Source organism: Saccharothrix sp. CCNWYY140, from assembly GCF_037401995.1.
Classification (GTDB): Bacteria; Actinomycetota; Actinomycetes; order Mycobacteriales; family Pseudonocardiaceae; genus Actinosynnema.
In genome coordinates this window covers 120,674-134,742 of sequence record NZ_JBBEGC010000005.1, presented here as the reverse complement: position 1 = coordinate 134,742, position 14,069 = coordinate 120,674, and the positions used below count along the sequence as shown (strand labels likewise).

Genomic DNA, 14,069 nt, shown 5'->3' with positions numbered 1-14,069 from the left:
GCTCTGGTCTTGTCAAGGTGCGACCTTCGGGGGCACCGCGCCGCCTCGTCAGGCGGGCGGCGCCCCGTCGTGTGCGTCGTGCCACGCCGGCGCTGGGAGGGCCACCGGTTCGGCACGTGACCGAGCTTACCCCACATTCGAACACACGTTCGAGTGAAGTAGGCCAATCCGCCCTGTGGGTGATCACACGACCGCACATGTCGCCAGCGTGTGCCCGTGCAGGGTCAACAGTTAGTGACGGCTTCTTTCGAAGTTCATCCGTTCCGGGGAAGATGCGCGGACCCGCCAACTTTCTCCGGAGGATCCGTTGAGACCCACCCCGCTCCGCGTCGGGTTAGTGGTCACCGCCGCCTCGGCCGTGTCCCTGGCCCTGGTCGTGCCCGCCACCGCGGCGCCCAGCCCCGACGCCCTCATCGCCGAGGTCTACGGCGGTGGCGGCAACTCGGGCGCCACGCTGACCCGCGACTTCGTCGAGCTGGCCAACCGCGGCTCCAGCCCGGTCGCCCTCGCCGGGTGGAGCGTGCAGTACCTGCCCGCCAGTGCCAGCGCGACCAGCCAGTGGCAGGCCACGCCGCTCACCGGCTCGGTCGAGCCCGGCAAGCGGTTCCTGGTCGCCCAGGCGCAAGGCTCCGGCGGCACGGTGCAGCTGCCGACCCCCGACGCGACCGGCACGATCACGATGTCGGCCACCGGCGGCACGGTCGCGCTGGTCAGCAGCACCGAGCTGCTCACCTGCAAGACCGCCGCCGACTGCGCCGCCGACCCGCGAGTCCGCGACCTGGTCGGCTACGGCACGGCCACGGTGGTCCGCGAGACCACCCCCACGGCGAACCTGAGCAACACCACGTCCGCCGCACGTCCGGCCCTCACCGACACCGACGACAACGCGGCCGACTTCACCGTCGGCGCGCCCACACCGGTGAACTCGAAGGGCCAGGGCACGGGCGACCCCGAGCCGGAGCCCCAGCCGGGTGACAAGCGCATCCGCGACATCCAGGGCACCACCCGGATCTCGCCGCTGCTCGGCGCGAAGGTCGCGGGCGTCCCGGGCGTCGTCACGGCCACCCGCGCCACCGGCGACCGCGGCTTCTGGATCCAGGACACCGCGCCGGACACCGACCCGCGCACCAGCGAGGGCGTGTTCGTCTACACCGCGGGCCTCGCGCCGACCGTCGAGCCGGGCGACTCCGTCCTGGTCGGCGGCACGATCGCGGAGTACCGGCCGGGCGGCGACAACGCGTCCAACGCCAACCAGACGCTCACCGAGATCACCGGCGCGACGGTCACCGTGCTGGCCAAGGGCAACGCCCTGCCGGCCCCGGTCGCGCTGACCCCGCCGGACGGCTTCACCCCCACGGCGGGCGGCGGCAGCATCGAAGCGCTGCCGTTGGAACCCGCCAAGTACGGCCAGGACTACTACGAGTCCCTCGAGGGCATGTACGTCCAGGTGAACGACGCTCGCGTGGTCGGCCCGACGAACGGCTTCGGCGAGAGCTGGATCACCACCCGCCCGGACCAGAACCCGACCCCGCGCGGCGGCACCGTCTACCTCGGCTACGACCAGCCCAACAGCGGCCGGATCAAGGTCAAGGCGGGCAGCGCCACCCCGCAGGCGTCCAACGTGGGCGACGTGTGGCGCGGCGCCACCGTGGGCAACGTCGAGTACACCAACTTCGGCGGCTACACCCTGGCCACCAAGGCGGTCGGCGAGCACGTCCCCGGCGGCATCCAGCCGGAGGCCACCGACGCGGCCCGCCAGTACGAGCTGTCCGTCGCCACCTACAACGTGGAGAACCTGGCCGCGACCAACCCGCAGGCCAAGTTCGACCGGCTCGCGGCGGCCGTGGTGAACAACCTCGCCACGCCGGACGTCGTGGTGCTGGAGGAGATCCAGGACAACAACGGCGCCACCGACGACGGCACGGTCGCGGCGGACCAGACGTTCACCAAGTTCACCGACGCGATCGTCGCGGCGGGCGGCCCGCGCTACCAGTGGCGGCAGATCGACCCGCAGAACAAGACCGACGGCGGTGAGCCGGGCGGCAACATCCGCGTGGCGTTCCTGTTCAACCCGGCGCGGGTGTCCTTCGTGGACCGCGCGGGCGGCGACGCGACCACCCCGGTGTCCGTGGTGCAGCAGCACGGCCGCGCCGCCCTGTCGGTGTCGCCGGGCCGCATCGACCCGACCAACCCGGCCTGGGCGAACAGCCGCAAGCCGCTCGCGGGCGAGTTCAAGTTCCGCGGTCGCACGGTGTTCGTGGTCGCCAACCACTTCAACTCCAAGGGTGGCGACCAGGCGCTGCACGGGCGCTACCAGGAGCCCAACCGCAGCTCCGAAGTGCAGCGGTTGCAGCAGGCGACGGCGCTCAAGGGGTTCGTGGACCAGGTGAAGGCCGTCGACCGTGGCGCGAACATCGTGCTCGCGGGCGACATCAACGACTACCAGTTCTCGCCGGTGGTGCGGACGCTGACCGCGGGCGGCACGGTGGTCGACCTGATCTCGACGCTGCCCGAGTCCGAGCGGTACAGCTACGTCTTCGACGGCAACTCGCAGACGCTGGACCACATCCTGATCAGCTCCAACATCAACCGCTACCGGTATGACGTGGTGCACATCAACGCCGAGTTCACCGACCAGGCCAGCGACCACGACCCGCAGGTCGTGAAACTGCGCCCGAGCACGGGGAACGCGCAGCTGGACCGCATGGTGTTCCTGCTGGAGGACCTCGCGGAGTGCGTGCGGGGCTGAGTCCCGCTCCACGCGAAACGGCCCCGTCCGGAAATCTCCGGGCGGGGCCGTTTGCTGCGGAGGATACGGGATTTGAACCCGTGAGGGGGTTAACCCAACACGATTTCCAATCGTGCGCACTAGGCCGCTATGCGAATCCTCCGCCGAGGAGTCTAACGGAGTCACCTTCCGGTCCCCAAAACGGGTGGTCATCCCGGCCTCAGCGGGTTCTCAGGTGGTCCTCAGCGCCCTCTCAGCCCGGCCGGCCGATGATCAGGTCGTGAGGGGACGGACGGTCGGTCTGCTGGTGGTGTCCTTGCTGGTGACCGGGTGTCTGGACCGCAGGTACGAGCCGTTGCCGGACTCGCCGGGGGTCGGCGCGGCGGAGCTGGAGGGGAGGTGGGAGTCGCCGGACACGGGTGCCGTGCTGGTGCTGAACGGGGACGGGTCGGCCGAGGCGACCGGGGTGGAGTGCTTCGGGGACGGCGGCGGGCCGGTGACGGGGGTCGGCCGGTGGCGCGTCGAGGCGAACGAGGGGCCGCGTCCCGGGCAGTGGCCGTTGGGCGGTGACCTGGTGGTGGTCGTGGACGCGGGGTGCGCGCAGCCCTACGGCGTCGCGGGGACCGAGGAGGAGTTCCGGTTGTACTACTACCGGGGCGACTTCGACGCCCGGGACGCGTACGTGCTGGAGCGCTAGCGGCGGCCGGCGCGTTTGACGGCCGAGCCGACGACGGTGACCTCGGCGGACGGGACGTCGTGCAGCTCTGTGACGAATCCGTAGAGCGCCGGGAGGTCGCGGCAGAAGACGGCGACGGCCAGGTTGGTGGGGCCGGTGGTGGCGAGGGCGCCGTGCACGGCGGGGTGGCGTGCGAGGCGGCGGCCCAGGGCGTCGAGGTGGCCGGGTGGGACGGTCATCCACACGTTGGCGTCCACGGTGAGGCCGAACAGGCGCGGGTCGGCGACGGCGTAGGTGCGCAGGTGGCCGGAGGCCGCCAGGCGGTCGACGCGCCGCCGGACCGTGGACTCGGGGGTGCCGGTGGCGGCGGCGAGGGCGCCGGGGCCGGTGCGGGCGTCGGCGGTCAGCAGGGTGAGCAGCGCCTGGTCGAGGTCGTCGGGGGTGTGGTCGGCGGTCGGGGGTGGTGGGGTGAGGGCGGCGGTCTCCTCGGGGGTGAGCAGGCCGCTGCGCCAGTCGGCGGCGTCGGAGAAGACGTGCAGGACGGAGAGGGCCTGCACGGAGGTGATGGCGTTCGCGGGGAGCGCCGGCACGCCGCCGAGGACCACGGCGCCGATCTCCTCGCAGCCGCTGAGCACGTCGACGAACAGCACTTCGGGGCGGCGGGCGAGGGAGTCGGCGATGACCTCGACCCGGCCGCGCAGGACCCGGATGCGCAGCAGGGTGGCGCCGCGCAGGCCGTGCTCGGGGTTGGGGACCCGGACGACCCGCGCGTGGGGTGCGAGGCGGGTGAGGGCGCGGGCGACCGTGCGCGGGGACACGTCGAGCACCTCGGCGATGCGGCCGGGGCTCGCGCGGCCGTCGACCTGGAGGGCGGAGAGCACCCGCTGGTCCGGGAACGCCAATTCAGTGGTCATCGGTGTCCACTTCCGCTCGGTTTTCAGACCGGAAGGTACGGGAACGCCGGGCCGGCCGTCAGTCTCGATCGCATGAAAGAGCACGTGATCGAGGTGGTGCGGGACGTGGCGGGGCGGCTCCGGGGGGTGCAGCCCGGCAGGCCGGCGGCGTCGTGGGACGAATTGGTGGCGCGGTTCCGGGAGGTCGACGGGCCGGCGGAGGCGGAGCTGCGCGACCGGCTGCCGCGCGGCGAGTGGGTGGTGGACGCGGTGGACGGCGCGGTGCAGTTCCTCCAGGGGTTGCCGCAGTGGTGCGTGACGGTGACGCTGCTGCGGGAGGGCGAGCCGGTGTTGGCGGTCCTGCACTCGCCGCTGCTGGGGGAGACGTACGCGGCCGAGCGCGGGGTCGGGGCGTGGCGGGACGGTGTGCCGGTCGCGCCGTCCCGCAAGACCGACCTGGCGGCTGCCGTGGTCGCCACCAGCCATCCGCACGAGCGGCAGCCGGCGGCCAACGCCGAGGCCGGGCGGCGGCTGCCGGGCGTGCTGGACCGGGTGGCGGCGGTGCGCAACCTCGGGCCCACGTCGTGGCAGGTGGCGGACGTGGCGGCCGGGCGGCTCGACGCGTTCTGGCAGTTCGGGCGGGACGCGGAGAACCTGCTGGGCGCGACGCTGGTCGCGGCGGAGGCGGGTGCGGTGGTGACGACGGCCTCGGGCGGGCCGTGGCACGCCGGTGCGGACAGCGTCCTGGTGGCCGGGCCGCGGCTGCACCCGGTGGTGGTCGAAGTGCTCCGCTGACCCTCCGCTACACTTGCCGTGGACCTCGTGCGGCGCACATCCCATGAACCTCCCCAGGGCCGGAAGGCAGCAAGGATAAGTGGGCTCTGGCGGGTGCACGGGGTCCCCTTTCTGTGTCGGACCCCTTCGGTACTGTCTGGACCCGTGGCGCTCGCCCTCTACCGCAAGTACCGACCGGCCACCTTCGCCGAGGTGGTCGGGCAGGAGCACGTCACCGACCCGCTGCGCACGGCGCTGGCCGCCGGTCGGGTCAACCACGCCTACCTGTTCTCCGGTCCCCGCGGCTGCGGCAAGACGTCCTCCGCGCGCATCCTCGCGCGGTCGCTGAACTGCGTGAACGGCCCGACGCCCGACCCGTGCGGCGAGTGCAACTCGTGCATCGGCCTCGCGCCCAACGGCTCGGGCAGCGTCGACGTGGTGGAGCTGGACGCGGCGTCCCACGGCGGTGTGGACGACGCCCGCGAGCTGCGCGACAAGGCGTTCTACGCGCCGGCGGAGTCGCGGTACCGGGTGTTCATCATCGACGAGGCCCACATGGTCACCACGCAGGGCTTCAACGCCCTGCTGAAGATCGTGGAGGAGCCGCCGGAGCACCTGATCTTCATCTTCGCGACCACCGAGCCGGACAAGGTGCTGCCGACGATCCGGTCGCGGACGCACCACTACCCGTTCCGGCTGATCCCGCCGTCGTCGATGCGCGCGCTGCTGGAGCGCAACTGCGCGGCCGAGGGCGTCGCGGTCGAGCCGTCGGTGTTTCCGCTGGTCATCCGGGCTGGCGGTGGGTCGGCGCGGGACACGCAGTCGGTCATGGACCAGCTGTTGTCCGGTGCGGGTCCCGAGGGCGTGAAGTACGACCGGGCGATCGCGCTGCTGGGCGTGACCGACGTGGCGTTGATCGACGACGTCGTGGACGGCCTGGCGGCGGAGGACGGCGCGAAGGTGTTCGGCACGATCGACCGGCTGGTCGACGCCGGGCACGACCCGCGCCGGTTCGCCTCCGACCTGCTCGACCGGCTGCGGGACCTGGTGCTGCTGCACGCGGTGCCGGACGCCGGGGAGCGCGGGCTGGTCAACGTGCCGGACGACGTGCTGGTGAAGATGGTCGCCCAGCGGGACGCGACCCGGCCGGCGACGGTGACCCGGTGGGCCGAGGTGCTGCACCAGGGTCTGACGGACATGCGCGGGTCGACCGCGCCCAGGCTGCTGCTGGAGCTGGTGTCGGCGCGGATGCTGCTGCCGTCGGCCAGTGACGCGGAGTCCGCGGTGTTGCAGCGGGTCGAGCGGCTGGAGAGGTACGGGCCGCCCGCCGGTGCAGCCGCGGGGGCTGGACCTGTCGGCGGTGGGCCGGGTGCCGCGTCCGCCGGCGGGCCGAGTGGTGGCGCGCCGGGCGAGAGTGGGCGGACGTTCCAGCGGCCATCGCAGCGGTCGGTGCAGCCCGAACCCGCGCCCGCACCGAGGGAGGCAGAGCGTCCCGCGGCACCGCCCCAGCAGGCGGCAGGACCGGCCCCGCAGGCAGCGGGGGCGACGGCCCAGCAGTCGGCGGCCCCGGCACAGCAGGGCTCGCAGCCGGCGGCAGGGCAGCAGGGCTCGCAGCCGGTGGCGGGGCAGCAGGGCGCGCGGGCGGTGGGGCAGTCCGAATCGGTGGTGGTCGCCGCGCCGAGCGCTCCTGCTCAGCCGGCCGAGGCACCCGTGCCGCCCGTGGCCGCCGGGTCCTCCGGGTCTGCCGGGTCCTCCGGGGTGGACGTCGCCGAGGTGCGCAGGCGGTGGGCCGAGTTGTGCTCGATCGTCAAGGGGCTGGCCGGGCCGAGTGCGAGTGCGCTGCTGACCAGTGGTGCCACCGTCGCCGAGGTGGACGGCACCACCGTCACCATCACGCACGGGTCCGCGCCGCTGGCGCGCCGGCTGGCCGAACCGCGCACCGTGGACGCCATCGCGACCGCGTTCGGGCAGGTGTTCGGCGGGTCGTGGCAGGTCCGCTGCCTCCACGGCGCGCCCAACCAGGCCGCACCGCGACCGACCCCGCAGCGCGAGCAGCGGCCGGCGCCGACGCGGCCCAGCCAGGCGGCCCGTCCGCAGGAGCCCCGGCAGGCGCCGACCAGGCCCGCGCCGGCCGACGACATCCCGCCGCCGCCCGAGCCGCCGGAGCCCGATGAGCCCCTCCCGCCGGAGCCGGTGGACGAGGAGGAGATGCTCGCCGAGGCCGCCCGGCCCGGTGACGCCGGTGATCAGCTCGACCCCGAGCAGGTCGTGCTCAAGCTGCTCGCCGACGAGTTGGGCGCGCGCCCGCTGAAGAGCTGAGCGCGCGACTACGCTGGTGGCAAACCCCAACGGAGAGGAACCCGCGGTGCAACCCGGTGGGCCGAACATGCAGCAGATCCTCCAGCAGGCGCAGTTGATGCAGCAGCAACTCGCCGCCGCCCAGCAGGAGTTGGCCGAGGCCGAGGTGACCGGCACCGCGGGCGGCGGGCTGGTGACCGCCGTCGTGTCCGGTGGCGGCGAGCTGAAGAGCCTGGCCATCGACCCGAAGGTGGTCGACCCGGAGGACGTGGAGACGCTGTCCGACCTGGTCGTGGCCGCCGTCCGCGACGCCAACCGCGCCGCGCAGGAGCTGGCCGCCCAGAAGATGGGGCCGCTGGCCTCCGGCATGGGCGGCTTGGACAGCCTCGGCGGGCTGTTCGGCTGATGTACGAGGGGCCCGTCCAGGACTTGATCGACGAACTCGGCCGCCTGCCGGGCGTCGGTCCCAAGAGCGCGCAGCGCATCGCCTTCCACCTCCTCGGTGCGGACCCGGCCGACATCACCCGGCTCCAGGACGCCTTGCAGAAGGTCAAGGACGGCGTGGTGTTCTGCGAGGTGTGCGGCAACGTCTCCGCCGAGACGACGTGCCGCATCTGCCGCGACCCGCGCCGCGACCTGAGCCTGATCTGCGTGGTCGAGGAGCCGAAGGACGTGCTGGCCGTCGAGCGGACCCGTGAGTTCAAGGGCCGCTACCACGTGCTGGGCGGCGCGTTGGACCCGTTGTCCGGGGTGGGCCCCGACCAGCTGCGCATCCGGCAGCTGCTGACCCGGATCGGGACCGAGGTCAACGAGATCATCATCGCGACCGACCCGAACACCGAGGGCGAGGCGACCGCCACCTACCTGGTGCGGATGCTGCGCGACTTCCCGGGCCTGACCGTGACGCGGTTGGCGTCCGGCCTGCCGATGGGCGGGGACCTGGAGTTCGCGGACGAGCTGACCCTCGGCCGGGCGCTGTCCGGTCGGCGCAGCATGTGAGGCTGGTCGCCGTCGACGGCCCCTCGGGGTCGGGCAAGTCGACCTACGCGGCGGCGCTGGGCGCGGTGGTGGTGCCCACGGACCACTTCGCGACCTGGGACGACCCGGTGTCGTGGTGGCCGCGCCTCGTCTCGGACGTCCTGGAACCGCTGTGGGCGGGCCGCCCGGCCCGCTACCAGCGCATGGACTGGAGCCAGGGTTGGCCGCGCCTGGGCGAGTGGGTGACGGTCGAAGTGCCGGACGTGCTCGTCGTCGAGGGCGTGTCGGCGGCCCGGCGGTCCATCGCGGACCGGCTGGACGAGGCCGTCTGGGTCGAGCTGCCCGACGAGCGGGAACGGCTGGAACGGGCGGTGCGGCGCGACGGCGAGGCCAGCCGGCGGCACCTCGAGCGCTGGCAGGCGTTCGAGCGCGGCTGGTTCGCGGTCGACGGGACGAAGGAACGCGCGGACCGGGTCGTGATCACCGACTGACCGGCCCCGGTCACCGGTCGAGGGCCGCGCGCACGATCTCGGCGTCGGGGCAGCCGATGGCGGTGAACCACTCCAGGGCCGTGGTCCACAGCTCGCGGGCCTCCTCCGCCGAGCCGGTCGCCGCGTACGCGTCACCGGCCACGTGGGCCGCGCGGGCCTGGACGTAGCGCTGGCCGGTGGCCCGGCTGCGTTCCAAGGCGCGGTGGGCCAGGTCCAGGGACTTGGCCACGTCACCCTGCTCCAGCTGGATCCGCGCCAGCAGCGCCAGCACGTCCACCTCGGCCAGCTTCAACCGGTAGCGGACCGAGCTGTCCAGGGCCTGCTGGGCCGAGTAGCGGGCCTCGTCGAGCCGACCCGCCGCCTTGTGCGCCATCGCCAGACCCCGGCGGGCCGCGCAGATGCCCCACAGGTAGCCGTTCTCCTCGGCGATCCGCAGCGCCGCCGTGTGCAGCTCCACCGCGTCCGCGTGCCGCCCCTCGCCGTGCACGGCCTCGCCGAGGACGTTCTTGGTGTCGCACACGCCCTTGAGGTTGCCCAGCTCCTCGGCCATCTCCAGCGCCTTGGTCGCCTCGACGATCGCCTCCGCGTACAGGCCGCGCATGTTGAGGGTGTGCGCCAAGCCCTCGTGCGGCATGTGCATGAACCCCCGCGTGCCGGACTTCTCGTACAGGTCAACCGCCCGCCGGTACAGCTCCGCGGCGCGTTCCGGCTGCCCCTGGTACAGGAGCACCTCGGCCAGCGACCGGTGGCTGTCGGCCTGCGTGATCCACACGCCCAGCCGGTTGCCCACGTCCAGCGACCCCTCGAAGGACGACACCGCCCGGTCCAGCTGCCCGAGCACCAGGTACACCCCGCCGAGGTTGATCAGGGCCACGCCCTCCTGCTGCAACGCCCCGATCTCGCGCGTGATCACCAGCGCCCGCTCCAGGCAGTCCGCGGCCTGCTCCAGCTCGCCGGTGTCGATGTAGACGCCGCCCAGGTTGATCAGCACCGCGGCCTCGGCCGCCGGCGCCGCCCCGGTGCGCCGCTGGATGGGGATCGCCCGGCGGAAGCAGTCCACGGCCACCCGGTGCTGCCCGATCGTCCAGTACAGCGTGCCCAGCGACGACAGCATCGCCACCTCGCCCGCCGGGTCGCCGATGGCCTGGGCCACCGAGAGGCCCGCCTTGGCCACCGCGAGCCACTCCGCGGGCAGGCCCTGGCCGTAGAAGTACCGGCGCAACGCGTCCGCGAGCTGCCAGCAGTCCCGGTCGGGTTCCCGGTCGGCCGCGTGCAGCACCAGCGCCACCAGGTTGGCCCGTTCCGCGTCCAGCCAGGCCAGCGCCTCGCCCGCCGCGGCGAACACCCGGGGCGTCACGCCCGCCACCACCGATTCGCGCGGCAGCCGCAGCATGCTGGACTTGGCCGCGTCGGTCGCGTTGTCCACCGACCGGATCGACCAGTCCAGCAGCCGTCGGTGGGCCAGCGCCCGCTCGGCGGGGTCGTCCTCGAAGGCCAGCCGCTCGGCCGCGTAGTCGCGCAGCAGGTCGTGGAACTGGTAGCGGCCCGGCGCGTGGTTGTCCACGAGGTTGGCGGTGGCCAGCCGGTCCAGCCGGCGGCGCGCGTCCTGCGTGGTCAGGCCGCCCAGCGCGGCGGCGATGTCCGGCGTGATGTCCCCCGGCGCGAGGCTGAGCAGCCGGAACAGCGACGCCAGCTCGGGCTTCAGCGCGGTGTAGGACAGGTCGAACGCCGCGTGCACGGCCGCCCGCTCGTCGCCCTCGACGGCCAGCGCCGCGAGCCGGTTGCCCGCCCGCAGCTCCTCCACGTAGGAGGCGATGGTGGTCTCCGGCCGGGACAGCAGGTTGGCCGCCGCGATGCGCAGCGCCAGCGGCAGGTGCGCGCACAGCTCGGCCAGCTGGTCGGCCGCCTCCGCCTGCTCGGCCACGACGTCCTCGCCGAGCATCCCGGCCAGCAGCGCCCGCGTCTCGTCGCGGTCGAGCACGTCGAGCCGCACGTTGGACGCCGCGTGGCTGACCGCGAGCCCGCGCAGGGTGTCGCGGCTGGTCACCAGCACCGCGCAGCCCGGCGACCCGGGCAGCAGCGGCCGGATCTGCTCGGCGTTGGCCGCGTTGTCCAGCACGAGCAGCACCTGCTGGTCGGTCAGCCGGGACCGGAACATCGCCTCCTGCTCGTCCTGGTCCAGCGGCACGGACTCGGGCGGCACGCCCTGCGCCCGCAGGAACCGCGGCAGCACGTCCACCGCGCTCAACGGCGGACCCTGGGCGTACCCGCGCAGGTTCACGTACAGCTGCCCGTCCGGGAAGTACTTGCGCATCTTGTGCGCCGCGTGCACCGCCAACGCCGTCTTGCCCACCCCGGGCGGACCGGCCAGCGTCACCACCGGCACGCCCTGCGCCGTGCGCAACAACGCCTCGATCAGGTGAACGGCCTGCTCGCGGCCCACGAAGTCGCCGATGTCGGCGGGCAGCTGCGAGGGCACCACCCGGTCCCGCCGGGCCGGCGCCGCCGACCCGGCGACCTCCAGCGACCCGCCCAGCACCTGTTGGTGCACCCGCCGCAGCTCGTCACCGGGGTCGATGCCCAGTTGGTCGGCCAGCAGGTCGCTGACCCGCTTGTACGCGTGCAGCGCGTCGGCCTGCCGCCCCGACCGGTACAGCGCGGTCATCAGCTGCGACCACAGCCGCTCGCGCAGCGGGTGCTCGCTGGTGAGCCGGGACAGCTCGGGGATCAGCTCGGCGTGCCGCCCCAGCTCCAGCTCCACCTCGACGCGCCGCTCCTCCACGTGCAGCCGCCGCTCGCCCAGCCGGGGCACCTCGTCGCGGTGCAGCACCTCCGACGGCACGTCCACCATCGCCGGACCCCGCCACAGCCCGAGCGCCGCGGTGAAGATCGCCGACGCCGGTTCCAGCCGGCCCGCGAGCCGCTCCTGCTCGCCCTCCTCGACCAGTTGTTCGAACCGGACGACGTCGATGGTGCGCTCGTCGACATCGATCAGATAACCATCGGGGACGGTCCGGATCGGTACAGCCGGCCCCAGCACCTGCCGCAGCCGCATGACGTAGGTCTGGAGGGTGCCGCGGGCGCGGGCGGGCGGTTCGGCGCCCCAGACGTGCTCGGCGAGCTCGTCCACCGACACGCCGGCGCCGGCGCGCATCAGCAGCGACACCAGCAGCGCCCGCTGCCGACCTGCGCGGACGACCACGTTCTCGCCGTCGACCAGCACCTGCAACGGCCCGAGGACGCGGAACTCGACCTGAGGGCCCACCCGTCCCGACCTCCCCTCCCGCGCACGGGTTTCTGTTGTCCGTTGTACAGCGTAGGAGAGCGTTTGAAGGATCGGTCGTCGTCACGTTGGGTCAGCGAACCTGCGCCGGAAGTACGAGAATGCCCATTCACGTGGCCGGATCGTGACCTGGCTTACTGCGGAAGGGTTGTGCTCACCGGTTAGGGTCCGACACCACACCGAGAGATCCCGGATTTCCCAAGGGGTGTTTGATGGTTCATTCCCGAACGGCTCGGCGCCGCTGGACGGCCGCGATCGGCCTGACCGGCGCTGCTGTCCTCGCACTGTCCGCCTGCGCGCAATCCGAGCGTGGTGGAGACTCCGGGTCCGGCAAGACCGGCGGGACGATGGTCTTCGGGGCCGCGGGCGAGCCCAAGAACTTCGACCCGATCTTCAACGACGACGGTGAGAGCTTCCGCCCGATCCGCCAGATGTACGACACGCTCATCACGTATAAGCGCGGCACGGCCGACCTCGCGCCGGGTCTCGCGGAGAAGTGGGAGCCCAGTGCCGACGGCAAGTCGTGGACGTTCACACTGCGGAAAAATGTGAAATTCCACGACGGCACTCCGTTCAATGCCGCCGCGGTCTGCTTCAACTTCGACCGCTGGTTCAACATGAAGGGCGCCGCCGCCCAGACGCAGATGATCTACTACGGCGACGTGTTCAGCGGCTTCGCCAAGAACGAGGGCGACGCGGCCGGTGAGCCCCTGTACAAGTCGTGCGAGGCCAAGGACGAGGGCACCGCGGTCCTGAACCTCAACGCCTACAAGGGCGCGTTCCCGGCGGCCTTCGGCCTCACGTCGTTCTCCATCTCCAGCCCCGACGCGCTGAAGAAGTACGACGCGGACAACGTCCAGCAGTCGGGTGACTCGTTCACCTACCCGGCCTACGCCACCGAGCACCCGACCGGCACCGGTGCGTTCAAGTTCGAGAAGTTCGACAAGGCCAACAAGACCATCACCCTGGTCCGCAACGACGACTTCTGGGGTGAGAAGCCGAAGCTCGACAAGCTGATCTTCAAGATCATCCCGGACGAGAACGCCCGCAAGCAGGAGCTCAAGGCCGGCACGATCGACGGCTACGACTACCCGAACCCGGCGGACTACAACACGCTGAAGTCCGACGGCTTCAACGTCACCCCGCGCCCGGCGTTCAACATCCTGTACCTGGGCATCAACGGTGCGAACACCCCGGCCCTGAAGGACCTGCGGGTCCGCCAGGCCATCGCCTACGCCGTGAACCGCGAGCAGCTGGTCAAGACCAAGCTGCCCACGGGCGCCGAGGTGGCCACCCAGTTCATCCCGAAGACGGTCGCGGGCTACGCCGACGACGTGCAGAAGTACCCGCACGACGTGGCCAAGGCCAAGGAGCTGCTGACCCAGGCCGGCGCCACCGGCCTGACGCTGAAGTTCTACGTGCCGACCGAGGTCAGCCGCCCGTACATGCCGAACCCGACCGAGATCGCGGCCGTCATCACCGACGACCTGAAGGCCGCGGGCATCAACGTCGAGATCGTGTCCCGCCCGTGGAACGGCGGGTACAAGGACGACGTGCAGAAGGCGGGCAAGCACGACCTGCACCTGCTCGGCTGGACCGGTGACTACAACGACGCCGGCAACTTCGTCGGCACGTTCTTCGGTCGCGCCAAGGCCGAGTTCGGCTTCGACGACAAGGCCCTGTTCGACGCCCTGTCCGCCGCCGACGCGGTCGTGGACGAGACCAAGCACGCGGACGCGTACAAGCAGGTCAACCGCGACATCATGAGCAAGTACCTGCCTGCGGTGCCCGTGTCGCACTCGCCGCCGGCGATCGTCGTGAGCAGCAAGATCTCGGGCCTGGTGCCCAGCCCGCTCACCGACGAGCGCTTCGACACCGTGAGCAAGGGCTGATCCGACTGGACCGGTGAGTGGTGGCGCTCGTGATCCGAGCGCCACCACCTTGCTGT

General features: G+C 72.3%; 10 protein-coding genes, 1 tRNA gene and 1 other RNA gene. 9 read left to right on the top strand and 3 right to left on the bottom strand.

Going from position 1 to position 14,069, the window contains the following annotated elements:
- Window positions 1-337 precede the first annotated feature (337 nt).
- A complete protein-coding gene (locus WBN91_RS05015) occupies window positions 338-2,749 on the top strand; it encodes an endonuclease/exonuclease/phosphatase family protein (RefSeq protein WP_337722739.1) in 2,412 nt (803 codons plus the stop codon).
- Window positions 2,750-2,806: 57 nt separating this feature from the next.
- Here the strand turns inward: WBN91_RS05015 and WBN91_RS05010 are convergent.
- A tRNA-Ser gene (locus WBN91_RS05010) sits at window positions 2,807-2,891 on the bottom strand.
- 117 nt (window positions 2,892-3,008) lie between these two features.
- Between WBN91_RS05010 and WBN91_RS05005 the strand changes: the two genes are divergently transcribed.
- Window positions 3,009-3,425 (top strand): hypothetical protein, encoded by a 417-nt coding sequence (locus tag WBN91_RS05005; protein ID WP_337722738.1) that lies wholly within the window; start codon window positions 3,009-3,011, stop codon window positions 3,423-3,425.
- Here WBN91_RS05005 and WBN91_RS05000 read toward each other — a convergent pair.
- Window positions 3,422-4,318: an Lrp/AsnC family transcriptional regulator gene (locus tag WBN91_RS05000; protein WP_337722737.1), complete on the bottom strand. Its 897-nt coding sequence runs from the start codon at window positions 4,316-4,318 to the stop codon at window positions 3,422-3,424. The genes WBN91_RS05005 and WBN91_RS05000 overlap by 4 nt on opposite strands.
- A 72-nt stretch (window positions 4,319-4,390) precedes the next feature.
- On the opposite strand from WBN91_RS05000, the gene WBN91_RS04995 reads away from it, so the two are divergent.
- The 6 genes from WBN91_RS04995 (at window position 4,391) to WBN91_RS04970 (ending at window position 8,838) form a co-directional block, all read left to right on the top strand.
- On the top strand, window positions 4,391-5,092 hold the full coding sequence (locus WBN91_RS04995; RefSeq protein ID WP_337722736.1) for an inositol monophosphatase family protein: 702 nt from the start codon (window positions 4,391-4,393) through the stop codon (window positions 5,090-5,092).
- A gap of 17 nt (window positions 5,093-5,109) precedes the next feature.
- Window positions 5,110-5,204, top strand: an RNA gene (gene ffs, locus WBN91_RS04990) — signal recognition particle sRNA small type.
- 32 nt (window positions 5,205-5,236) lie between these two features.
- The gene (locus WBN91_RS04985) at window positions 5,237-7,390 is read left to right on the top strand and encodes a DNA polymerase III subunit gamma and tau (RefSeq protein ID WP_337722735.1); all 2,154 of its coding nucleotides are present in this window, start codon (window positions 5,237-5,239) and stop codon (window positions 7,388-7,390) included.
- Window positions 7,391-7,436: 46 nt separating this feature from the next.
- A complete protein-coding gene (locus WBN91_RS04980) occupies window positions 7,437-7,775 on the top strand; it encodes a YbaB/EbfC family nucleoid-associated protein (protein ID WP_337722734.1) in 339 nt (112 codons plus the stop codon).
- A complete protein-coding gene (recR, locus tag WBN91_RS04975; RefSeq protein ID WP_337722733.1) occupies window positions 7,775-8,368 on the top strand; it encodes a recombination mediator RecR in 594 nt (197 codons plus the stop codon). Before WBN91_RS04980 ends, recR begins: the two co-directional genes overlap by 1 nt.
- Window positions 8,365-8,838, top strand: a complete 474-nt coding sequence (locus tag WBN91_RS04970) for a uridine kinase family protein (RefSeq protein WP_337722732.1) — start codon at window positions 8,365-8,367, stop codon at window positions 8,836-8,838. Before recR ends, WBN91_RS04970 begins: the two co-directional genes overlap by 4 nt.
- 10 nt (window positions 8,839-8,848) lie before the next feature.
- Here WBN91_RS04970 and WBN91_RS04965 read toward each other — a convergent pair whose 3' ends face one another.
- The gene (locus WBN91_RS04965; protein WP_337722731.1) at window positions 8,849-12,103 is read right to left on the bottom strand and encodes an AfsR/SARP family transcriptional regulator; all 3,255 of its coding nucleotides are present in this window, start codon (window positions 12,101-12,103) and stop codon (window positions 8,849-8,851) included.
- Between the two features lie 230 nt (window positions 12,104-12,333).
- Between WBN91_RS04965 and WBN91_RS04960 the strand changes: the two genes are divergently transcribed.
- Complete coding sequence (locus tag WBN91_RS04960) at window positions 12,334-14,013, top strand: ABC transporter substrate-binding protein (protein WP_337722730.1); 1,680 nt, start codon at window positions 12,334-12,336, stop codon at window positions 14,011-14,013.
- Window positions 14,014-14,069 lie beyond the last annotated feature (56 nt).

Excerpts from the sequence above, each read along its gene's own strand:
- WBN91_RS04960 (WP_337722730.1), top strand. The coding sequence starts at position 12,334 with ATGGTTCATTCCCGAACGGCTCGGCGCCGCTGGACGGCCGCGATCGGC.
- WBN91_RS05000 (WP_337722737.1), bottom strand. The coding sequence starts at position 4,318 with ATGACCACTGAATTGGCGTTCCCGGACCAGCGGGTGCTCTCCGCCCTC.
- recR (WP_337722733.1), top strand. The coding sequence starts at position 7,775 with ATGTACGAGGGGCCCGTCCAGGACTTGATCGACGAACTCGGCCGCCTG.
- WBN91_RS04995 (WP_337722736.1), top strand. The coding sequence starts at position 4,391 with ATGAAAGAGCACGTGATCGAGGTGGTGCGGGACGTGGCGGGGCGGCTC.